Genomic DNA, 21,352 nt, shown 5'->3' on the forward strand with positions numbered 1-21,352 from the left:
AGTCTAGTTCGTCCTGCGACAGTGCTAGGTTTTGGCATAGATCAAACGGATCTTTGACCTCGATGAAGGGAAACCCGATGTCCCAGCCAGTCGCCACCGGAACCGGCCGCGTCAAGCGCGGCCTCGCAGAGATGCTGAAGGGCGGCGTCATCATGGACGTCGTCACGGCGGAGCAGGCCAAGATCGCCGAGGATGCCGGGGCGGTCGCCGTCATGGCGCTCGAGCGGGTGCCGGCGGACATCCGCGCGCAGGGCGGCGTGTCCCGCATGAGCGACCCCGACATGATCGACAGCATCATCGACACCGTGTCGATCCCTGTGATGGCGAAGGCGCGCATCGGCCACTTCGTCGAGGCGCAGGTGCTGCAGGAGCTCGGCGTCGACTACATCGACGAGTCCGAGGTGCTGTCGCCGGCGGACTACGTGAACCACATCGACAAGTTCGGTTTCACCGTGCCGTTCGTGTGCGGTGCGACGAACCTGGGCGAGGCGCTGCGCCGCATCAACGAAGGCGCGGCGATGATCCGCTCGAAGGGTGAGGCCGGCACCGGGGACGTTTCGGAGGCGATGAAGCACATCCGCAGGATCCGCGGTGAGATCGCGGCATTGACCGCCCTTCCGAAGGACGAGCTGTTCGTCGCCGCGAAGGAGCTGCAGGCCCCGTACGAGTTGGTCGCCGAGATCGCCGAGACCGGCGCACTGCCCGTCGTCCTGTTCGTCGCCGGTGGCGTCGCGACCCCCGCGGATGCCGCGATGATGATGCAGCTCGGTGCTGACGGCGTGTTCGTCGGCTCCGGCATCTTCAAGTCCGGCAACCCCGCGGAGCGCGCCAAGGCCATCGTGAAGGCGACGACGTTCTTCGACGACCCGAAGGTCATCGCCGAGGTCTCCCGTGGACTCGGCGAGGCGATGGTCGGCATCAACGTCTCCGACCTGCCCGCGCCGCACCGCCTGGCAGAGCGTGGCTGGTAGTCCACGCGTCGGCGTCCTCGCCCTCCAGGGCGACGTGCGCGAGCACGCGCGCGTCCTGGAGGGCCTGGGCGCTCGGGTCACGCTGGTGCGGCGGCCGGAGGAGCTCGCCGAGATCGACGGACTCGTCCTCCCCGGTGGCGAATCGACCGTGATCGACAAGCTCGCCCGCGGCTTCGGGCTTGCGGAGCCGGTGCGGACGGCTATCGCCGGAGGGATGCCGGTCTACGGCACGTGCGCCGGACTCATCCTCCTCGCGGATGCCGTGCTCGACGGCACGGCCGACCAGCGGACTTTCGGCGGGCTCGACATCGTCGTCCGCCGGAACGCGTTCGGACGGCAGACGGAGTCGTTCGAGACGACGCTGGACATCGACGGATTCGATGCGCCTGTCGACGCGACTTTCATCCGTGCGCCCCTGATCGAGCGCGTCGGTCCTCGAGCGCGCGCGATCGGCTCGCTGCCGGACGGCGGCGTCGTCGCGGTGGAGCAGGGCGTTCTGCTGGGGACCTCGTTCCATCCCGAGGTGACCGGAGAGGATCGATTCCACCGGCGGTTCCTCGCGCACGTGCGCTCGCGCTGACCGTAGTGTTGCGGCATGCGTCTGCCGATCGGGTCAACGGATGTCAGCACGAGTGGCGGCAACGCCACCCTGATCGGTCGACGGGGCGCGGGCTGGCAGCCCATCTCGACCAGCGGATCTTCACTGGAGGAGGCGATAGCGCTACTCGAACCGAGTGGCCATCGTGACGCGCACATCGACCCGGCGTTTGACGATGCCGTCACCGCCGGTGCCGGCGCGCCCGTGTTCGCACCGGGCGACGCGATCCTCTGGCGGTACGGCCGCTACGTCGAGACCGCGCGCGTGATCCGCGACGACGAGCGCGGCCTCGTCGTCTGGATCGCGTCCGGCTCCGCTCGCCTCGAGTCGGTCCCCGCCGATGGCCGCAGCACGCGCGAGGTGCCCCTCGACGAGCGGTTCAGTGTCCCGTGGGTCACCCGGGAGTCCACCTGGCGCGGCCAGGGCATCGTGCGGGTGGCTCCCACCGGAAAGCCGTGGTCGGTCTGGTTCTTCCGCAACCCGGACGGCACGCCGGCCGGCGCGTACGTGAACATCGAACTGCCGCATCGGCGAGTCGCGGGCGAGCTGCCCGGCGTCTTCACGAGAGACCTCGTGCTCGACCTCATGATCGATTTCGAGCATCCGGGCTCGGAGGACATCTGGCTCAAGGATGCCGATGAGCTCGACGCCGCCGTCGCGCAGGGGCGTTTCACCTCCGAACAGGCCGAGGCCGTGCGGACGATCGCCGAGCACGCCGGCCATGAGTTCGCATCGGACGGGTCCTGGCTCCTCGACGAGGCGTGGGATCGCTGGATGCCGGATGCGGCCATGGACGTCCCGCTGCGGCTGCCGGAGAGCGCGGTGATCGATGCCATGCGGCAGAGATCCGGTCGATCCAGCATCCACGGCTGATCGGCAGAGGGCCGGACCGCGTAGACTGATGCGCGCGAAACGCGAGAACGAGCGGGAGTCATATGTCCGGACATTCCAAGTGGGCCACCACGAAGCACAAGAAGGCTGCGATCGACGCCAAGCGCGCGAAGTCGTGGGCGAAGCTCATCAAGAACATCGAGGTAGCCGCCAAGCTCGGCGGTGCTGATCTTCAGGGCAACCCGACGCTGTTCGACGCGGTGCTCAAGGCGAAGAAGACGTCGGTCCCGAAGGACAACATCGATCGCGCCATCAAGCGCGGCGCCGGTATCGGCGGCGAGGCCGTCGAGTACACGTCGATCATGTACGAAGGCTACGGACCCAACGGCGTCGCCCTCATGATCGAGTGTCTGACAGACAACAAGAACCGCGCAGCCGCTGAGGTGCGCACCGCGCTGACCCGCAACGGCGGTACGCTCGCCGACCCGGGCAGCGTCGCCTACAACTTCAGCCGCAAGGGCGTCATCGTGGTCAGCTCCGAGGGCACCGACGAGGACGACGTCATGATGGCGGCGCTCGAGGCGGGCGCCGAGGAGATCGAGCCGCACGCCGAGGGCTTCGAGATCGTCACCGAGGCCACGGACCTCGTCCCGGTGCGCACGGCGCTCGTCGAAGCCGGCATCGAGTACGAATCGGCCGACGTCGAGTTCGTCCCGAACCTCAAGGTCGAGATCGACGCGGACACCGCACGCAAGATCTTCCGTCTGATCGACGCGCTCGAGGACAGCGAGGACGTCCAGAACGTCTTCAGCAACTTCGACCTCACCGCCGACGTGCAGGCCGAGCTCGAGAACGACGACGAATAGGCGCCCGTGACGGCGCCGCAGATCGTCGCATACGATCCGTCCTGGCCCGCGCTCGCGGACGAGTGGATGGCGCGCGAGCGCGCCGCGGTCTCGTCCGCGGGTGCGCCCGTTCGGATCGAGCACATCGGCTCGACCGCAGTGCCCGGTCTCGCGGCGAAGCCGTTCCTCGATCTGCAGCTGCTCGTGAGCGTGCTGCCGGACCCGCCCGCACTCGAGCAGGCGCTGCGCGGCTGCGGGTTCGAGCGGGCTCTTGGTTCGCGCCCTGATTCGCCGGGAGTGCACACCGACATCCCTCGGCCAGGATGCTCGGGTGAGCGGCACGAGAAGATGCTGTTCTTCGCAGACCTCGCAGACGCCGATGCCGCCGTGGACGGGGTGATCCTGCACGTGCGCCGTGCGGATTCGCCGTTCGCCGATTTCGTCCGATCCTTCCGCGACTGGCTGCGACGCGACCCCGCTGCCCGCGCGGAGTACGAGTCGATCAAGCGCGACCTGGCCGCCGGATTCGCGGATGCGCCGGACTACGACGACTACACCCGGGCGAAATCGGCCTTCATGGATCACGCGCAGTCGGCGATGGGCTGGCGCCGATAATCGGGCGCGCCGCCGCCGGCACCGTCCACGGCGCACATAGCCTGGGGGAGTGACTTCCTCGACGATTCGCGTGCTCGGGATCGACCCCGGCCTCACCCGCTGCGGTGTGGGTGTCGTCGACGTGTCGCGCTCGCGCCGAGCGAGTCTCGTGCATGTCGGCGTCGTCCGCACGCCGGTCGATGCTCCGATCGGCGAGCGGCTGGCGGCGGTGGCCGCCGGCATCCGTGAGGTCGTGGCGATGTACGGGCCGGATGCCGTGGCGGTCGAGCGGGTCTTCGCGCAGCACAACAGCCACACCGTCATGGGCACTGCGCAGGCGAGCGGTGTCGCACTCCTCGTCGCCGCCGAGGCGGGTCTTCCGGCGGCAACCCATACGCCGAGCGAGGTAAAGGCCGCGGTGACGGGTTACGGCTCGGCGGACAAGAAGCAGGTCCAGTCGATGATCGCGCGCATCCTGCGTCTGGACGCACCGCCGCAGCCCGCCGATGCCGCGGATGCCCTCGCCATCGCGCTCTGCCATGCCTGGCGCCGGGACATCGGAGCCGGGGCCGCGGGCGGCGATCTGACGCCCGCGCAACGTGCCTGGGCAGAGGCCGAGCGTGTCGCTCGAACATAACTACGACCTCTCTCGTAGGCTGGACGCATGATCTCCTCCCTGCATGGCGTCGTCCTGCACGCCGCGTCCGATCAGGTCGTCATCGAGGTCGGGGGAGTCGGCTTCTCCGTCGCCGTCCCGGCGGACGTCGCCCACACGGCGCGCGTCGGGGAGCGGCTGCAGCTGCACACCAGTCTGATCGTCCGCGAGGACTCCCTGAGCCTGTTCGGATTCGCGGAACGCGACGAGCTCGAGATCTTCGGTCTGCTGCTCGGCGTCACCGGCGTCGGTCCGAAATCCGCCCTCGGGGTGCTCTCGCACCTCACCGTCGATCAGATCGCCGAGGCCGTGACGGCCGAGGACGACGCGCCCTTCCGGCGGGTGTCCGGCATCGGGCCGAAGACGGCGAAGCTCATCGTCCTGCAGCTCGCCGGCAAGGTGCACGCGCCGACGCCGGGTGGGCGCTCGACGACGGCCGCTCCGGATGTCACTGACCAGGTGACCGCGGCGCTGGTGGGGCTCGGATGGTCGGAGAAGGTCGCCGTCGAAGCGGCGGCGAAGACGATCGAGGAGGCGAGCGAGGCGGAACGCACATCGGTGCCGGCGCTGCTGCGCCGCACGCTCGCTCTGCTCGGCCCAGCCCAGGGAGGAACCCGTGGCTGACGCCCGCGACGCCGCAGAGCCGCAGGACGAGGTCGAGCTCGCCATCGAGGGGGCCCTGCGCCCAACGAGCCTCGGCGAGTTCGTCGGCCAGCCCAAGGTGAGGGGCCAGCTGCAGTTGCTGCTGGAGGCGGCGCGGATCCAGCAGCGTCCCGCCGATCACATCCTGCTCGCCGGGCCCCCGGGGCTCGGCAAGACGACACTGGCGATGATCGTGGCTCACGAGAGCGAACGGCCCCTGCGGCTGAGCAGCGGACCGGCGATCCAGCACGCCGGTGACCTCGCGGCCCTGCTGTCGAGCCTGGTCCCCGGCGAAGTGCTGTTCATCGACGAGATCCATCGCATGGCGCGCTCGGCGGAGGAGATGCTGTATCTCGCGATGGAGGACTTCCGCATCGACATCATGGTCGGCAAGGGCGCCGGAGCCACCAGCATCCCTCTCGACCTGGCGCCGTTCACACTCGTCGGAGCGACGACCAGGTCCGGACTTCTGCCCAACCCGCTGCGCGACCGCTTCGGATTCACCGGCCACCTCGAGTTCTACGACGAGTCCGATCTGGAGCGTGTGATCGCCCGGTCTGCGCTCGTGCTGGACGTGCGGCTCCCGCAGGACGCCCTCGCCGAGATCGCCCGCCGCTCGCGCGGCACACCCCGGATCGCGAACCGGTTGCTGCGCCGAGTCCGCGACTATGCGCTCGTGCACGGTGCTGGCAACGAGGCCTCACTGGCCGACGTGCGCGCGGCGCTCGAGCTGTACGACGTCGATCCCATCGGTCTCGACCGACTGGACCGCGCCGTTCTGGACACGCTCGTCCGTCGGTTCCGCGGGGGACCGGTCGGTCTCAGCACACTCGCTGTGGCGGTCGGCGAGGAGGCCGAGACCGTCGAGAGCGTCGTCGAGCCCTACCTGGTGCGCATCGGATTCCTGGGGCGGACGCCCCGCGGTCGGGTGGCGATGCCCGAGGCGTACGCGCACCTCGGCATCGCGCACCCCGACGGGGCCGCATTGTTCGATGACTTATAATCACTGGAGACTTCACCCGACCCCCCCCAACTTCTGCACGCTCTGGCGCGTGCGCCCCGGAAAGGTTCCTCCTGATGGAAATCATGCTGTTCGGTCTTCTTGCAGTTCTCGTCATCTTCATGGTGATCAACACGCGCAAGCGCAACAAGCAGATGAAGGCCGAGCAGGAGGAGAAGGCGCAGAAGACGGTCCCCGGCGCCAAGGTCCTGCTGCAGGGCGGGCTGTACGGCACGGTCGTCTCGTTCGACCCCGAGAACCTGGACCAGCCGGCGCAGATCGAGCTCGCGCCCGGCGCCGTCGTCGAGGTGCACAGCCAGGCGATCCTGCGCGTGGTCGAGCCCACCGAGGACGCCGAGGACGCCGACGACGAGTTCGACTCCGCGGACGAGGTCCCCGCCGCTGACGCCATCACCGACGAGCAGCTCCCGCCGCTCACGGTCGAGACGCCCGAGCAGACGCGCGCGCGCCTCGAAGGCGACGCCGACGCCAAGTAGCATCGCAGCGAGTACGCTCACCCTCCCCGCCGGCCTTCTCAGAAAGCGCGACCCACGTGGCATCCTCCACTCCGACTCGTCATGCATGGCGAGTCCTTCTCGGCCTGCTCCTGGTGACGGCCGCCCTCTTCGGCATCAACGCCATCGGCGTCTACGGCGTCAAGCAGAGCTCCTGGACGCCTGAGCTCGCGCTCGACCTCCAGGGCGGAACCCAGATCATCCTGAGCGCGGTCACGGAGGACGGCTCCGACCCCACGCAGGAGCAGCTCGACCAGGCGGCGGACATCATCCGCCAGCGCGTCGACGCCTCAGGAGTCGCGGAATCCGACATCACGACCGAGGGCGGACGCAACATCGTCGTCCAGATCCCCGGTGAGGCCGACGAGGAGACCCGCGAGCGAATCCAGGCCGCAGCTCAGCTCGAATTGCGCCCCGTCATCTACACGACGGCCGCGGCGACAGAGTTCACGGGCGAAGACGGCAACGCGACCCCCTACCCGTCGCCCGATCCGGCGGCGAACGCCACGCCGACCGTCGAGCCGACCGACTCCAGCGACCTGTCCTGGGTCACAGAGAAGCTCCAGCAGGAGTTCCTGGCCTACGACTGCGCGAACCCGCAGAACGACCCGTCCAACGCACCGGCGGATCAGCCCCTCATCACGTGCGACGACCTCGGCACCACGAAGTACATCCTCGGACCGCAGGAGCTCGACGGCAACGCGATCGACGACGCCACGAGCGGCCGCGACCCGAAGAGCGGCGCGTGGCTCGTCCAGCTCGACCTGGACGACGACGGTGCCGGCATCTTCGGCGAGATCAGCCAGCGGCTCTACCAGAACAAGCTCGACGGACTGTCGCCGCGCGACCAGTTCGCGTTCGTGCTGGACGGCAAGGTCATCTCCGCCCCGCAGATGAACGGCGTGATCCTCGACGGCCGTCCCAGCATTTCGGGCAGCTTCGACCAGGAGAGCGCGCAGGCACTCGCCGACCAGCTCAAGTACGGCGCTCTGCCGCTGAGCTTCACCGTCGAGAGCACCGACACGGTCTCGGCCACCCTCGGCACCCAGCAGCTGCAGATCGGCCTGATCGCGGGGCTCATCGGCCTCGCGCTGGTCGCCCTGTACTCGCTGCTCAGCTACCGGGCGCTCGGCTGGGTGATCATCGCGTCGATCGCGGTCATGGCGGTGCTGACCTACATCATCATCTGCATCCTCGCGTGGCGGATCGGTTACCGGCTCTCGCTCGCCGGCGTCGCGGGTCTGATCGTGTCCATCGGCTTCACAGCCGACTCGTTCATCGTCTACTTCGAACGCATCCGAGACGAGCTCCGAGACGGGAAGTCCGTCACCGCGGCGGTCGAGGACGGCTGGGGACGGGCGAAGCGCACCATCTACATCTCGAAGTCGATCAACATCCTCGCCGCCGTCGTGCTGTACATCCTCGCGGATGCCACGGTGAAGGGCTTCGCGTTCACACTGGGTCTCACGACGCTCATCGACGTGTTCATCTTCGTGATCTTCACGCACCCGGTGATGCAGCTCCTGGCGCGCACGAAGTTCTTCGGCGAGGGCCACAAGCTGTCGGGGCTCGACCCGGAGAGCCTGGGCGCCGTCTACCGCACCCGAGTGCAGTACCGCGAGGTGACCACCGCCAGCGCCGGTCGCGCTGCGAAGAACGCGCGTTCGCGTTCCGAGGCCGATCGTCGTCAGACGATCGCCGAGCGCAAGCGCGCGGAGGCGCTGTCCGCCGCCGATTCGACGAGCACGACCGGAAACGAGGGCGAGCACTGATGTTCTCCATGAATGAGTTCGGAAACAACCTCTACACGGGCAAGACCTCGTTCCCCTTCGTGGGCAAGCGCGTGCTGTGGTTCTGGGTCGCGATCGCCCTCGTGGTCGGATCGATCCTCGTGCTGTTCATCCGGCCGCCTCAGTTCTCGATCGAGTTCACGGGCGGGTCGCAGTTCACCGTGACCGCCCCCGAGTCCACGGACCAGGGACTCGCCACCGACGCCGTTCACGAGATCGTTCCCGATGCGACGACCAAGGTCGCCGTCATCGGCGGCAGCGACGTGCGCGTCCAGACGTCCCAGATGAGCGCCGTCGAGACCCAGCAGGTCGCCGGCGCCCTCGCCGACGCGTACGGCGTCGAACCCAGCGAGGTGACGTCCTCGTTCATCGGCCCTGCCTGGGGAGAGAACGTCACGCGGCAGTCGCTGTGGGGCCTGGCGATCTTCCTCGCGCTGACCTTCCTCATCCTCGCGATCTACTTCCGCACCTGGAAGATGTCCGCCGCAGCCATCCTCGGCCTCGTCGACGTGCTGATCATCACGGTCGGGATCTACTCGCTGGCCGGCTTCGAGATCTCGCCAGCCGCGGTCATCGGGTTCCTCACGATCCTCGCGTACTCGCTGTACGACACGACCGTCGTGTTCGACAAGATCAGGGAGAACACGACCGAGGACGGCGAGAAGTCGTCGCGCACATTCGGCGAATCCGTGAACCTCGCGGTGAACCAGACGCTCGTGCGCTCGATCAACACGTCCATCGTCGCAGCGCTGCCGGTCGGTGCGATCCTGTTCATCGGCGCGTTCTGGCTCGGTGCCGAGACGCTGACGGACATCTCGCTGTCGATCTTCATCGGCATCCTGGTGGCAACGTACTCCACGCTGTTCGTGGCCGCTCCGCTGTACTCGCTGTTCCGTGAGAAGGAGCCGGCGATCGCCGAACGCGACGCTCGCATCCTCGAAGCGCGCGAGCGCGCCGTCGCGAGTGTCTGACGCGCCGCGGTGGGGCCGGGGCGGCTCCGGGGCGCGTAGGATTGCAGAGCCCGGGAGGTAGGCCATGGCGGAGGCGAACACGCAGGCGCAGGGATCCAGTCTGAGACGGCTCGTGCCCCGCATCTTCTCGCGCGCGCCCCGCGTCGACGACCTCGACATGCTCAACCGCACGGTGCGGGCGAATCACCCCAAGGGCGACCTCGCGATCATCGACCGGGCGTACGCGGTCGCGAAGGAGAAGCACACCGGGCAGAAGCGGCAGAGCGGCGAGCCGTACATCACGCATCCGCTGGCCGTGGCACAGATCCTGGCCGAGCTCGGCCTGGGGCCCCGGGCGATCGCGGCGGCCCTGCTGCACGACACCGTCGAGGACACCGGCTACGCCCTGAGCGAGCTGACAGCCGAGTTCGGCGACGAGGTCGCGATGCTCGTGGACGGCGTGACCAAGCTCGACAAGGTCAAGTACGGCGAGAGCGCACAGGCCGAGACGGTCCGCAAGATGATCGTCGCGATGTCGAAGGACATCCGCGTGCTGCTCATCAAACTCGCCGACCGTCTGCACAATGCGCGCACCTGGGGTTTCGTCCCGCCGGAGAAGGCCGCGAAGAAGGCCAAGGAGACGCTCGAGATCTACGCGCCCCTGGCGCACCGCCTCGGCATCCAGGCGATCAAGAGCGAGCTCGAGGATCTCTCGTTCGCCGTGCTGCATCCGAAGATCTATGCCGAGATCAACAGCCTGATCGCCCAGCGCACTCCGCAGCGCGAGAAGTACCTGGGCCAGGTGATCGAGGCGATCGACGAGGACCTGCGCGATCTGCGCATCCGCGGCAAGGTCGTCGGCCGCCCCAAGCAGCTGTACTCCGTGTACCAGAAGATGGTCATCCGCGGTCGCGAGTTCGACGACATCTACGATCTCATCGGCATCCGCGTCCTCGTGAACTCGGTGCGCGACTGCTATGCCGTGCTCGGCGCGATCCATGCGCGCTGGACGCCGCTGCCCGGACGCTTCAAGGACTACATCGCGACCCCCAAGTTCAACCTCTACCAGTCGCTGCACACCACCGTGATCGGCCCGAGCGGCCGCACGGTGGAGATCCAGATCCGCACGCACGAGATGCACCAGCAGGCCGAATTCGGTGTGGCGGCGCACTGGATGTACAAGGAGCGGATGAACGGCGGCAAGGCCGAGCTGCGCGCCTCGGACACGGACATGGCATGGCTCGCCCACATCTCGGACTGGCAGGCCGAGACAGCGGACCCGGGGGAGTTCCTGGATTCGCTCCGGTTCGAGATCGGTGCGAAAGAGGTCTACGTCTTCACGCCCAAGGGGCGCGTGATCGGGCTGCCGGCCGGCGCGACGCCGGTCGACTTCGCCTACGCCGTGCACACCGAGATCGGTCACCGCACGATGGGCGCCAAGGTGAACGGCCGCTTGGTCCCGCTCGAGTCGGTCCTGACCAGCGGTGACGTGGTCGAGGTCTTCACCTCCAAGAATCCGGATGCCGGGCCCAGCCAGGACTGGCTCAGCTTCGTCAAGAGCACCCGCGCCCGCAACAAGATCCGCGGCTGGTTCACGAAGGAGCGTCGGGAAGAGGCGATCGAGCAGGGCAAGGAGGCCATCGCCCGCGCTATGCGGCGTCAGAACCTGCCGCTGCAGCGCCTCATGAGCCAGGAGTCGTTCTCCGAACTCGCCCGTCAACTGCACTTCGAGGACGTGTCCGCCCTGTACGCCGCTGTCGGCGAGGGGCACGTCTCCACCCAGTCCGTGATCGAGAAGGTCACGGCGCTGGTGGCCGCCGCCGACACGAACACCGGTGCGATCACGATCCCGGTCGTCCCGTCGCGAGAGCCGCGTTCCGGCGATTCCGGTGTCCTGGTGCGCGGTGCGTCGGACATCCTCGTGAAGCTCGCGAAGTGCTGCACTCCGGTGCCGGGTGATGACATCGTCGGCTTCGTCACGCGGGGAAGCGGAGTCTCCGTGCACCGCACGGACTGCGTGAACGTGAAGGCGCTCAGCACCGACGAGCAGCGCTTCGTCGAGGTCGAGTGGGGTCCGACGTCGAAGAGCGTGTTCCGCGTGCAGATCCAGGTCGAGGCGCTCGATCGCTCCGGCCTGTTGTCCGATGTCACCCGCGTGCTCAGCGAGCACCATGTGAACATCCTGTCGGCGACGGTTCAGACGACGGACGAACGCCTCGCGCTCAGCCGGTTCGTGTTCGAGATGGGCGACGCCGTGCATCTGGATCGCGTCCTCAACGCGGTGCGCCGCATCGACGCCGTCTACGACGTGTACCGCGTCACCTCGTCGTAGGCCGACTCGAGCACGGCGATCGCCTGCCGTTTGCCCGGCAGGCGATCGCGTGCGCGGAGCAGTTCGATCGCAGGTGAGACCTGCCTCGGATCGAGTCCCGCCAAGGCGGTCACCCACGCACCCGTGTCCCCGGCCCGCTGCATCCGTGCCAGGTCGACGAGCGCAGCGGGTACCGTGAGCACCCGGATGCCGGCGAAGATCTGGATCTCGGATGCGGGGACCACACCGTCGTGCAGCACGACGTCGGCACCCGCCGGCGCACGCATTCGACGCGGCACGTGCGGACGCACATGGCACCGTCGGGGCCGGGAGTCGCCTGCCCCGTGCACCCACGCCGCTGTGGGACCGGACACCACGAACCCATCTCGGAGATGCACCGCCAGTGACAGCGCTCGGGCAGCGGCCGTCTCGGGAACATCCGCGGGAAGGAACGCGTCACCCACATCGAAGAGCACGCCGTCGAGCCGCATCGCGCGCAGCTCCGCCTCCGAGAGCGGACCGTCCGGTCCGTAGATCATCGCCGGGTGCATGCCCCACAGTGTGCACGAAGCCGCCCTCCGGATTCACCGGAGGGCGGCTTCTGTGGATAACGGGGCTGTCGCTCAGCCGCCGAGGGCGTTGAGCCAGGTGCGACGCGCCTCGAGGGCTTCGGCGGCCTCGGCGGCCGCCTTCTTGTCGCCCGACTTCTCCGCCGCGGCCTTCTCGGTCTCGAGCTTCTCGATCGCGTCGAGCAACTGCTGGCTCATGTCGCCGACGCGGGCCTTCGTCTCCGGGTTGTTCTTCTTCCAGTCGACGTCCTCGCGGGCCTTCAGCGCCTGCTCGATGACCCGCAGCTTGTCATCGAGTGCACGCTCCTTGTCGCGCGGGAAGATCCGACCCACGTCATCCCACTGACGCTGGATGTTCGTGAGGAGTGCACGAGCGCGCTTGATGTTCGGCTCGTCGGCGACGGCCTTGGCCTCCTCGAGCAAGGCCGTACGGGCCTCGATCTTCGGAGCCGAGTCGGCCTCCTCAGCCGCGCTCTGCTCTGCGCGGGCGGCGTAGAGCGCGTCTCCGGCGGCCTTGAAGCGCGCCCACAGCGCGTCATCGACCTTCCGGCCGGCACGACCGGCCGCCTTCCACTCGTCCAGCAGCGCGCGGTACGACGGGATGCCGTCGACACCGCGCGGTGCGAGCGCCTCGGCCCGCTCGACCAGACGCGCCTTGACGTCGCGTGCGGCCTTGTGCGTCTCGTCCAACTCGGCGTAGAACGCACGCCGCTGCCGGTCGATCGTCGCGCGGGCGTCGCGGAATCGCTTCCACAGCTGCTGCGAGACCGACTTCGGCAGACGCGGGCCGTTCTGCTGCTGCGCCTGCCAGGCGTCGAACAGCTCGGTGACCTCGGCGGTGACCTGCTTCCAGTGCGCCTTGGCCAGGTCGCCAGCGGCGATGGCCTCGATGCGCTCCACGAGCACGGTGCGCTCTGCGATCGCCTGATCCAGCAGCTCCTTGGCCTGCTCGGCCTCCTGGGCGCTGGCCTCGGCGAGAGACGCCGTCAGCACGTCGAGGCGCTCGCGCAGGCCGGCGAGATCGCCGACGGCCGCGGCATCCGTGACCTCGGCGACCAGATGCTTGGCCTGCGCCGTGAGTTCGCCTGCCGGGGCGCCGCCGGCGGCGTGCCGCTGCTCGAGGGTCGTGATCTTGAACGCGATGTCCTCGAACTTGCGGACGAAGTAGGCGATCGCCTCATCGCCGGACGCATCCGGGTACTGGCCGACGACACGCCAGTCGTCGCCCTCGCGGACTTCAACGGTGCCGTCCTCGGTGACACGTCCCCAATCGGCGGCGCCGGCGATCGTCGGCGCCGACGGAGCGGCGGGTGCGACGGCGACGCGCGGCGGACCGGGCACGCGCGGCGGTGCGGGGACGGGGGGAGTCGGCTTCGGCGATTCCGATTCGGTGGCAGACACGATGGTGCTCCTTGCGCGGTCATCCCGCGGGAGGTGGAAAGGACGGTGTTCAGCCTAGTATGCGCGGCCCCGACCCTCGGCTTCCGGTCCAGCCCGTCGCCCTCACATGTTCGTTACGGATTTGTGAGCGGATCGTTCGACGCGCGTAACGGCCACCGGACACTGCGCGAAACACCGCGGATCTACCTTCGGGAGCACCGAACACAGGAGGCACCCGTGAGAGAACGAACAGCACCATCGTCCGATGTGCTCGTGGTGGGCGCAGGCATGGTCGCGCACCGGTTCGTGGAGAGTCTGCTCACCCGCACGGAGGAGAACGTCACCGTCACGGTCATCGGCGACGAGGGGCGCGCGCCGTACGACCGGGTCGGCCTCACCTCGTTCTTCGCCGGGGCGACGCCCGAGGATCTCACGTTGGATCCCCACGTGCTCGATGACGAACGAGTGCGCCTGATCGGCGGCGACCGCGTCACGGGCATCGATCGTCGCGCGCGCACCGTCCGGACCCGTTCCGGTCTCGACTACGGCTACGGCACTCTGGTCCTCGCGACCGGATCGTACGCCGCGCGCGTCGCCGTCGACGGCTCCGACCTTCCTGGATGCTTCGTCTACCGCACCCTCGACGACGTCACGCGGATGCGCGAATTCGTCGAGCGCCGCACAGCCGAACTCGGCCGTCCCATGCGCGGTGCCGTGATCGGCGGCGGCCTGCTCGGTCTGGAGGCCGCCGGTGCCCTGCAGGGGCTCGATGTCGACTGCACGGTCGTGCAGTCCTCCGATCGGCTGATGTCCGCACAGCTCGACCTCGCCGGCGGCACGATGCTGCGCCGGCTCATCGAGTCCCGCGGCATCTCGGTGCGCACGCAGAGCCGCACGACTCGCCTGGACCCTGATGCCTCCGGTTCCGTCACGCAGCTTCAGTTCCAGGACGGCAGCATGCACGCCGCGGACATCGTCGTCTTCACCGTCGGCGTCCGTCCGCGCGACGAACTCGCCCGCAATGCGCAACTGGCCGTCCACCCGGCCGGCGGGGTCCTGATCGACGACCGCTGCCGCACGGCGGACGAGCACATCCTCGCGATCGGCGAGGTCGCCAACTATGACGGGCGCTCGGTCGGACTCGTCGCTCCCGGTTACGCCATGGCCGAGGTCGCTGCGACCCGGCTGCTGGGCGGCGACGCGACCTTCCCCGGGTACGACGAATCGGCGAAGCTCAAACTGTCGGGCGTCGATGTCGCGAGCTTCGGCGACGCGATGGCGACGACCCCGAATGCTCTCGACGTGGTCTACGCGGACCCCGTGGCAGGGGTGTACAAGAAGCTCGTCCTCTCGGACGATGCGAAGACGCTGCTGGGCGGCATCCTCGTCGGCGACGCCTCGGCGTACGGTTCGCTGCGCCCCCTCGTCGGTGCGCCGCTCGGGGCGGACCCGGCCGCGTACCTGATGCCGGAGGGCGGGGTCGAGGCCCCGACCGGCGCGCTTCCGGACGCCGCGGTCGTGTGCTCGTGCTCCAACGTGTCCGCCGGACGCATCCGCCAGGCCATGCACGAGGAGGGCTGCATGGATGCCGGGGCCGTCAAGGCCTGCACCAAGGCTGGGGCGACCTGCGGCTCGTGCATCTTCACGGTCAAGAAGCTCGTGGGCCAGGAGCTGGCCAAGCTCGGACAGACCGCGTCCAACGCGCTGTGCGAGCACTTCGACATGTCCCGTCGTCAGCTGTTCGACGCCGTGCGCGTGTCCGGACTCACCACCTTCAGCACGATCATCGCCCGCTTCGGACGCGGTCGCGGCTGCGACGTCTGCAAGCCGGCCCTCGCCAGCATCCTCGCGGTCCTCGTCGGCGAGCACGTGCTGGCGGGCGAGAACGCGACGCTGCAGGACACCAATGACCACGTCATGGCGAACATGCAGAAGGACGGCACCTACTCCGTCGTACCGCGCATGCCCGGTGGCGAGGTCACCCCGCAGGGGCTGATCGCGATCGGGCGGATCGCCGACGACTACGGGCTCTACACGAAGCTCACCGGCGGGCAGCGCATCGACATGTTCGGTGCGCGGCTGGAGCAGCTGCCGGAGATCTGGCAGCGCCTGGTGGATGCCGGATTCGAGTCGGGCCAGGCCTACGGGAAGTCGCTGCGCACGGTGAAGTCCTGCGTCGGATCCACGTGGTGCCGTTACGGAGTGCTGGACTCGGTCGGCATGGCCGTGCGTCTCGAACTGCGCTACCGCGGCCTGCGGTCGCCGCACAAGCTCAAGCTCGGCGTCTCCGGGTGCGCGCGCGAATGCGCCGAGGCCCGCGGCAAGGACGTCGGCGTGATCGCCACCGAGACCGGATGGAACATGTACGTCGGCGGCAACGGCGGGTTCTCGCCGCGTCACGCCGAACTGCTCGCCTCCGACCTGGACGACGAGGGCCTGATCCGTGCGATCGATCGGTTCTTCATGTACTACATCCGCACAGCCGACCGTCTGCAGCGCACTGCAGGCTGGTGCGAGGAGCTCGAGGGCGGCCTCGACGGTCTCCGCGCGGTGATCTTCGACGACAGCCTCGGCATCTGCGCCGATCTGGATGCCGCGATGGCGTCGCATGTCGACCGCTACGAGGACGAGTGGGCGGCGACCCTCAAGGACCCGGAGAAGCTGCGGCGGTTCGAGTCGTTCGTGAACGCGTCGGACACCCCCGATCCGTCCCTCGCCTACGTCCCGGAGCGCGGCCAGGTCCGCCCGGCGACGGCCCAGGAGCGCGCCGACGGCGGCGTGCTCATCGCAGGAACCACACTGGAGGTGCGTCGATGACCATCGCAGCAGACCAGCAGACCCTGATTCGTGTGTGCGACATCTCGGACCTCGAGGTCGAGCGGGGACGGGCCGCGCTGTTCGGCACCACGCAGGTCGCGCTGTTCCTGCTCGCCGACGGCACAGTGCACGCCGTCGACAACCTCGACCCGTTCAGCGGCGCGAACGTCATGTCGCGCGGGATCGTCGGCTCGAAAGGCGAGACGCCGACCATCGCGTCGCCGATGCACAAGCAGATCTTCGATCTGCGCACGGGGGAATGCCTCGAGGCGCAGGGCAAGGATCCCGTCGCGCTGCGCGTCTGGCCGATCACGCTGATCGACGGTGCGATCCACCTCGACTCCGAGGACCTGCGATGACTCTCATGCTCGGCGTGACGCTCGCCGGCCGCGACGTCCTTCTCGTGGGTGGTGGCGCGGTGACGGCACGTCGCCTGCGCCGATTCCTTTCCGAAGGTGCGCTGGTGCGCGTCGTCGCGCCGGAACTGCACGCGGAGACCGCGGCTCTCATCGAAGCGCACGGCCTCCCGTGGAGGCAGGGACGATTCCGGCCCGCGGATCTCCGCGGCGCCTGGCTCGTCCATGCCGCCACCGGTGACCAGCGCGTCGATCGGCACATCGCCGCCCGCTGCGATCGACGCCGGGTGCTGTGCGTCAACGCCACCGACGGCGGTCACGGTTCGGCACGGTTGACCGCACAGGTCGATGCCGGCGACATCACCGTCGCCGTCACGAGCACCGTGGGCGCGGACCCGCGCCGTTCGGCGGCTCTCCGCGACGCGATCGGCGACCTTCTGGCGCTCGGCAGGCTGCCGCTTCGCCGCCGTCGTGGTGGCGGTGCCGGGCGCGTCGATCTCGTCGGCGGCGGCCCGGGTCCCGCTGACCTCATGACGGTGCGCGCCCGACGTCTGATCGCCGAGGCAGACGTGATCGTCGCCGACCGCCTGGGACCGACAGCCGAGGTCCTGCAGGGGCTCGACCCGGACGTCCAGGTGATCGACGTGGGCAAGCGGCCGGGCAGCCACCCGGTTCCGCAGGACGAGATCAACCGCATCATCGTGGAGCACGCCGCGGCCGGTCGACGGGTCGTGCGTCTCAAGGGCGGCGATCCGTTCGTCTTCGGCCGCGGCGGTGAGGAGATGCAGGCGTGCCACGCGGCCGGGATCCCCGTCGACGTCGTCCCTGCTCCGTCCAGCGCGATCGCCGTGCCGCAGGCCGCGGGAATCCCGGTGACCCATCGCGGCACGGCCTCGGCATTCCACGTGGTGAACGGGCAGGGCCCCGTCACGGCCAGTACGCTGGATTCGATGGCGGATGACTCGGTGACCACGGTCGTGCTGATGGGCGTCGCCGCCCTCGGCGGGATCGTCGATGCCGCGCTGAGCCACGGCATCCCGTCGGATCGTCCGGTGGCGTTCGTCGAGAGCGGGCACACGCCCGAGCAGCGCACCACTCGCACGACCCTCGGGCGCTCTGTGCAGGATGCTCGGGCGATCGGTCTGCGCAACCCGGCGGTGATCGTGATCGGCGACGTGGCGCGAGCCGATCTGCTCATGCCGGCACCCGAGCGGATCGGGGCATCCCTGGCGTGACCGAACGACCCGCGCTCGATGCCGTACTGACCGGCTGCACGATGGTGATCGCCGCCGATCGGCGCTCCGGCGACCTCGCGACCGCGCTCGAACGCCGCGGTGCGCAGGTCTACCGTGCACCCGCGCTGACCATCCTGCCCAATGCCGACGACGACCTGCTGCTGCAGCGCACTCGCGAGCTCATCGCGCACCCTCCGGACGTCGTGATCGTCACCACCGGCGTCGGGTTCCGCGGGTGGATGGATGCCGCGCACGAGAACGGGCTCGCGGACGACCTCGCTGCGGCCTTCCGCGGCACGCAGTTCGTCGCCAGGGGACCCAAGGCGCACGGAGCGATCCAGCAGGCCGGCTTCGTCGCCGACTGGGTCGCCGAGACCGAGACGGCCGCCGAAGTGGGGGAGTACCTCACCCAGCTCGGCGTCGCCGGAAAGCGCATCGCGGTCCAGCATCACGGCGCCGGAGCCGACGGACTGGACGAGCTCATGACGGCACACGGAGCGGATGCCGTGAGCATCACCGTGTACCGCTGGGGACCGCCGCCGGACCCCAAGATCGTCAGCCGCTCGGCGATGCAGGCGGCGACGGGCGAGGTCGACGCCGTCCTGTTCACCTCCGCCCCGGGGGCCGCGGAGTGGATCAGAGCGGCCGAGCGCGGAGGCCGACTCGATGCGATCCGCGACCGTGCCGCCGCGGGACGACTTCTGCTGGCATCCGTGGGTCCGGTGACGGCGACGCCGCTCGTCGCGGCCAGGTTGCAGACGACGCTGGCGGTCCGCGGACGCCTCGGCTCGCTGGTGCGCTGCGTCGTCGACCATTATGCGAACGGCACCGCGCCGACGCTCATGACCGTGGCGGGCACGATCGAGGTGCGGAGCGGGGGAGCCGTCCTGGACGGCCGCTTCATCCCGCTCTCGCGCGCTTCGGCGAACGTGCTCGGGGCGCTCTTCGATGCCGGCGGACGCGTGCTCTCCCGTGAGGAGCTCGGCCGGGTGCTCCCGCGCGGCGGAGAGAACGCGCACGCCGTGGAGATGTCCATCGCGAGGTTGCGCGAGGCGCTCGGGTGCCCGGAGGCCGTCAAGACCGTGATCAAGCGCGGCTACCGCCTGGCCGTCCAGGAGGATTGACGAGTGAACGTACCCGCTCCGGCACTCACCGGCAGAGCAGATGCGCGGCAGACAGACAGGACGGCCGGGATTCGATCATGACCACGCTCATCGCCTGCTCGCACGGCACGGACTCCGCCGAAGGTCGGCGCACCGTCGAGGACATCGTCGATCTGGTCCGCGCGCGGATCCCGCAGACGCGCGTCGTCCAGGCGTTCGTCGACGTGCAGGAGCCGGACATCGCCACGGTCGTGGACCAGGAGGTCGTGAACGATGATGCGGTCGTCGTTCCGCTGCTGCTGTCCGTCGGCTTCCACACCGCGGTCGACATCGCCGGTGCGGTGAAACGGCACGCCGGGGTGCGCCAGAGCGACCCGCTCGGCACGCATCCGCTCATCGCGCAGATCCTCGCGACGCGTCTGCGCGCCTCGATCGGAGGCACCTGGCTCGACGGCGACGCCGTGGTGCTGGCCGCCGCCGGCTCGAGCAACCCCGCGGCTGTCGCCGATGTCGAAGCGGCCGCGACCCGGCTCGCCGCTCTCATTCCAGCGCCCGTGACGATCGGCTACGCCTCGGCGATCGAACCGCGCATCCCGCAGGCGGTGCAGGCCGCACGGGATGCCGGAGCGCGGCGTGTGATCGCCGCGAGTCACGTGCTGGCACCGGGGTACTTCGCGGGTCTCGTTCAGGCCGCAGGAGCGGATGTCGTCTCGGCGCCGCTGGGCGCCGACCCCCGCATGGCCGACGTCATCATCGATCGGTTCCGCTCCGCCTGACCTCGCACGCAGGAGCCGGGGCGCCATCGGCGCCCCGGCTCCTGCGTGCGTCCAGCGGATCAGGAGACCCGGGCCGGCTCTCGCTCGGTCGCAGGCTCGTTCGCGTCGGCATCCGCTGGGGCGGGTGCCGCCGGAGCGGACGCCGCGATACGGGACGCGCGCTTGGCCGCCCGCGCCTTGCGCGCCTTCGGACGACCGTGCGTGAAGTACAGCGGGAGCCCGACGAAGAGGAGCCCGCCGACGAGGTTGCCGAAGACGGTCGGGATCTCGTTCCAGACGAGGTAGTCCCAGAGCGTGAAGTCCGCACCGAGCAGCAGGCCGGACGGGAACAGGAACATGTTCACGATCGAGTGCTCGAAGCCCATGTAGAAGAAGAGCATGATCGGCATCCACATCGCGACGATCTTGCCGATCGTCGAATCCGAGACCATGGCGAGGACGACGCCGGTGGAGACCATCCAATTGCAGAGCACGCCTCGGATGAACAGCGTGAGCATGCCGGCGGCGCCGTGGTCGGCGTACCCGACCGTTCGCCCATGGCCGATATCGCTGATGGCCTGACCGACCGCACTGGGCTCTGTCGAGAACCCGTACGTGAAGTAGATCGCCATGAGGATCGCGACCATGAAGGCTCCGCCGAAGTTGCCGAGGAAGACCAGACCCCAGTTGCGCATGAGGGCGCCGAACGTCGCACCGGGCCGGCGGTCGAGGACCGCGAGCGGACCGAGCGTGAAGACACCGGTGAGCAGGTCGTATCCGAGCAGATAGAGCATGACGAAACCGACCGGGAACAGCAGGGCGCCCAGCAGAGGCTGCCCGGTCTGCGTCGACACGGTCACGGCGAAGGCGGCCGCGATCGTCAGCAGGGCGGCGCCCATGAAGGCGCGGATCAGTGTGTCACGGGTGGACAACTGCATCTTGTATGCGCCGGCGTCGACCATGCGGGTGACGAGCTCGGCAGGTTTGATGTACGACACGGGACCTCCACGGGGGACGGGAGCACTCTGGTGAGGCTCCGTCCAGCGTGACGGAGGCGCGTTTCGCCGGCGGACCGCTGACGTTACGACCGTGGTGCGAAGTCTTCACATCGTCGGATGCCGACGGTGAGCGTCACTCGGCCGCGGGTGTCGTGGGAGTCGGAGTGGGTGCGGTGCTGGGAAGCAGCGGATCCAGCGGAGCCGTGGTCTGGGTCGGGCTCGGAGTCGGCGTCGGCTCCGGCGCCGTGACCTGCGCATGGGCGAACTGGCTCACCATGGCGCCGACCACGATCAGGCCGCCGGCGATGCCGACGATCGTGTTGTCGCGCACACGCCGGCGGATCCGGCCGTCGTGCCAGGCCGTGCGGGCGGCGTACAGCCGGGCGCGCTCCTGATCGGCGCGCTGGGCGTTCTTGCGTCCGGCCATCGGTGATCCC

21 protein-coding genes are annotated in these 21,352 nt (G+C 69.0%); 17 read left to right on the plus strand and 4 right to left on the minus strand.

The genetic code is table 11. The features are described 5' to 3' along the window. Positions 1-77: 77 nt before the first annotated feature. The 12 genes from pdxS to M2317_RS11630 all read left to right on the plus strand — a co-directional run bounded on the left by pdxS (position 78) and on the right by M2317_RS11630 (position 11,723). Positions 78-971, plus strand: a complete 894-nt coding sequence (gene pdxS, locus M2317_RS11575) for a pyridoxal 5'-phosphate synthase lyase subunit PdxS (protein ID WP_429460308.1) — start codon at positions 78-80, stop codon at positions 969-971. Continuing rightward, positions 961-1,551: a pyridoxal 5'-phosphate synthase glutaminase subunit PdxT gene (gene pdxT / locus M2317_RS11580; RefSeq protein WP_429460310.1), complete on the plus strand. Its 591-nt coding sequence runs from the start codon at positions 961-963 to the stop codon at positions 1,549-1,551. Before pdxS ends, pdxT begins: the two co-directional genes overlap by 11 nt. A 15-nt stretch (positions 1,552-1,566) precedes the next feature. Continuing rightward, on the plus strand, positions 1,567-2,442 hold the full coding sequence (locus tag M2317_RS11585) for a DUF402 domain-containing protein (protein ID WP_429460312.1): 876 nt from the start codon (positions 1,567-1,569) through the stop codon (positions 2,440-2,442). 62 nt (positions 2,443-2,504) lie between these two features. Further along, complete coding sequence (locus M2317_RS11590) at positions 2,505-3,266, plus strand: YebC/PmpR family DNA-binding transcriptional regulator (RefSeq protein ID WP_429460314.1); 762 nt, start codon at positions 2,505-2,507, stop codon at positions 3,264-3,266. 6 nt (positions 3,267-3,272) lie between these two features. Then, positions 3,273-3,860: a GrpB family protein gene (locus M2317_RS11595; protein WP_429460316.1), complete on the plus strand. Its 588-nt coding sequence runs from the start codon at positions 3,273-3,275 to the stop codon at positions 3,858-3,860. 49 nt (positions 3,861-3,909) lie between these two features. Continuing rightward, positions 3,910-4,476, plus strand: coding sequence for a crossover junction endodeoxyribonuclease RuvC (gene ruvC / locus M2317_RS11600; RefSeq protein ID WP_429460318.1), 567 nt, complete (start codon positions 3,910-3,912; stop codon positions 4,474-4,476). Positions 4,477-4,503: 27 nt separating this feature from the next. Further along, entirely contained in the window at positions 4,504-5,118 is a 615-nt protein-coding gene (gene ruvA / locus M2317_RS11605) for a Holliday junction branch migration protein RuvA (protein ID WP_429460320.1), read from the plus strand. Next, positions 5,111-6,139: a Holliday junction branch migration DNA helicase RuvB gene (gene ruvB / locus M2317_RS11610; protein ID WP_429460322.1), complete on the plus strand. Its 1,029-nt coding sequence runs from the start codon at positions 5,111-5,113 to the stop codon at positions 6,137-6,139. The genes ruvA and ruvB overlap by 8 nt, the downstream gene beginning before the upstream one ends. 74 nt (positions 6,140-6,213) lie before the next feature. Next, the gene (locus M2317_RS11615; RefSeq protein ID WP_429460324.1) at positions 6,214-6,633 is read left to right on the plus strand and encodes a preprotein translocase subunit YajC; all 420 of its coding nucleotides are present in this window, start codon (positions 6,214-6,216) and stop codon (positions 6,631-6,633) included. A gap of 56 nt (positions 6,634-6,689) precedes the next feature. Beyond that, the gene (gene secD / locus M2317_RS11620) at positions 6,690-8,423 is read left to right on the plus strand and encodes a protein translocase subunit SecD (protein ID WP_429460325.1); all 1,734 of its coding nucleotides are present in this window, start codon (positions 6,690-6,692) and stop codon (positions 8,421-8,423) included. Next, on the plus strand, positions 8,423-9,412 hold the full coding sequence (secF, locus tag M2317_RS11625) for a protein translocase subunit SecF (protein WP_429460327.1): 990 nt from the start codon (positions 8,423-8,425) through the stop codon (positions 9,410-9,412). The genes secD and secF overlap by 1 nt, the downstream gene beginning before the upstream one ends. Positions 9,413-9,476: 64 nt before the next feature. Continuing rightward, positions 9,477-11,723 carry a RelA/SpoT family protein gene (locus M2317_RS11630; protein WP_429460329.1) on the plus strand — a complete coding sequence of 749 codons (2,247 nt, stop codon included), beginning with the start codon at positions 9,477-9,479 and terminating at the stop codon, positions 11,721-11,723. Here the strand turns inward: M2317_RS11630 and M2317_RS11635 are convergent. Next, entirely contained in the window at positions 11,693-12,253 is a 561-nt protein-coding gene (locus M2317_RS11635) for a hypothetical protein (RefSeq protein WP_429460330.1), read from the minus strand. The genes M2317_RS11630 and M2317_RS11635 overlap by 31 nt on opposite strands. Positions 12,254-12,325: 72 nt before the next feature. Then, positions 12,326-13,672 carry a DUF349 domain-containing protein gene (locus M2317_RS11640; protein ID WP_429460332.1) on the minus strand — a complete coding sequence of 449 codons (1,347 nt, stop codon included), beginning with the start codon at positions 13,670-13,672 and terminating at the stop codon, positions 12,326-12,328. Between the two features lie 246 nt (positions 13,673-13,918). Here M2317_RS11640 and nirB point away from each other — a divergent pair, with 246 nt between their 5' ends. From nirB to M2317_RS11665, 5 genes are all read left to right on the plus strand, one after another. Continuing rightward, positions 13,919-16,468: a nitrite reductase large subunit NirB gene (gene nirB, locus M2317_RS11645; RefSeq protein ID WP_429460734.1), complete on the plus strand. Its 2,550-nt coding sequence runs from the start codon at positions 13,919-13,921 to the stop codon at positions 16,466-16,468. Then, on the plus strand, positions 16,465-16,827 hold the full coding sequence (nirD, locus tag M2317_RS11650; protein WP_429460334.1) for a nitrite reductase small subunit NirD: 363 nt from the start codon (positions 16,465-16,467) through the stop codon (positions 16,825-16,827). The genes nirB and nirD overlap by 4 nt, the downstream gene beginning before the upstream one ends. Then, positions 16,824-18,059 (plus strand): uroporphyrinogen-III C-methyltransferase, encoded by a 1,236-nt coding sequence (gene cobA, locus M2317_RS11655; RefSeq protein WP_429460336.1) that lies wholly within the window; start codon positions 16,824-16,826, stop codon positions 18,057-18,059. Before nirD ends, cobA begins: the two co-directional genes overlap by 4 nt. Continuing rightward, positions 18,047-19,183, plus strand: coding sequence for a uroporphyrinogen-III synthase (locus M2317_RS11660; RefSeq protein WP_429460735.1), 1,137 nt, complete (start codon positions 18,047-18,049; stop codon positions 19,181-19,183). The genes cobA and M2317_RS11660 overlap by 13 nt, the downstream gene beginning before the upstream one ends. Positions 19,184-19,260: 77 nt before the next feature. Further along, positions 19,261-19,938: a sirohydrochlorin chelatase gene (locus tag M2317_RS11665; protein ID WP_429460337.1), complete on the plus strand. Its 678-nt coding sequence runs from the start codon at positions 19,261-19,263 to the stop codon at positions 19,936-19,938. A 59-nt stretch (positions 19,939-19,997) separates the two neighbouring features. Here M2317_RS11665 and M2317_RS11670 read toward each other — a convergent pair whose 3' ends face one another. Continuing rightward, a complete protein-coding gene (locus M2317_RS11670; RefSeq protein WP_429460339.1) occupies positions 19,998-20,915 on the minus strand; it encodes a formate/nitrite transporter family protein in 918 nt (305 codons plus the stop codon). A 133-nt stretch (positions 20,916-21,048) separates the two neighbouring features. After that, complete coding sequence (locus M2317_RS11675) at positions 21,049-21,342, minus strand: hypothetical protein (protein ID WP_429460341.1); 294 nt, start codon at positions 21,340-21,342, stop codon at positions 21,049-21,051. Positions 21,343-21,352 lie beyond the last annotated feature (10 nt).

It is taken from the genome of Microbacterium sp. ZKA21 (genome assembly GCF_050434165.1).
Lineage (GTDB): Bacteria > Actinomycetota > Actinomycetes > Actinomycetales > Microbacteriaceae > Microbacterium.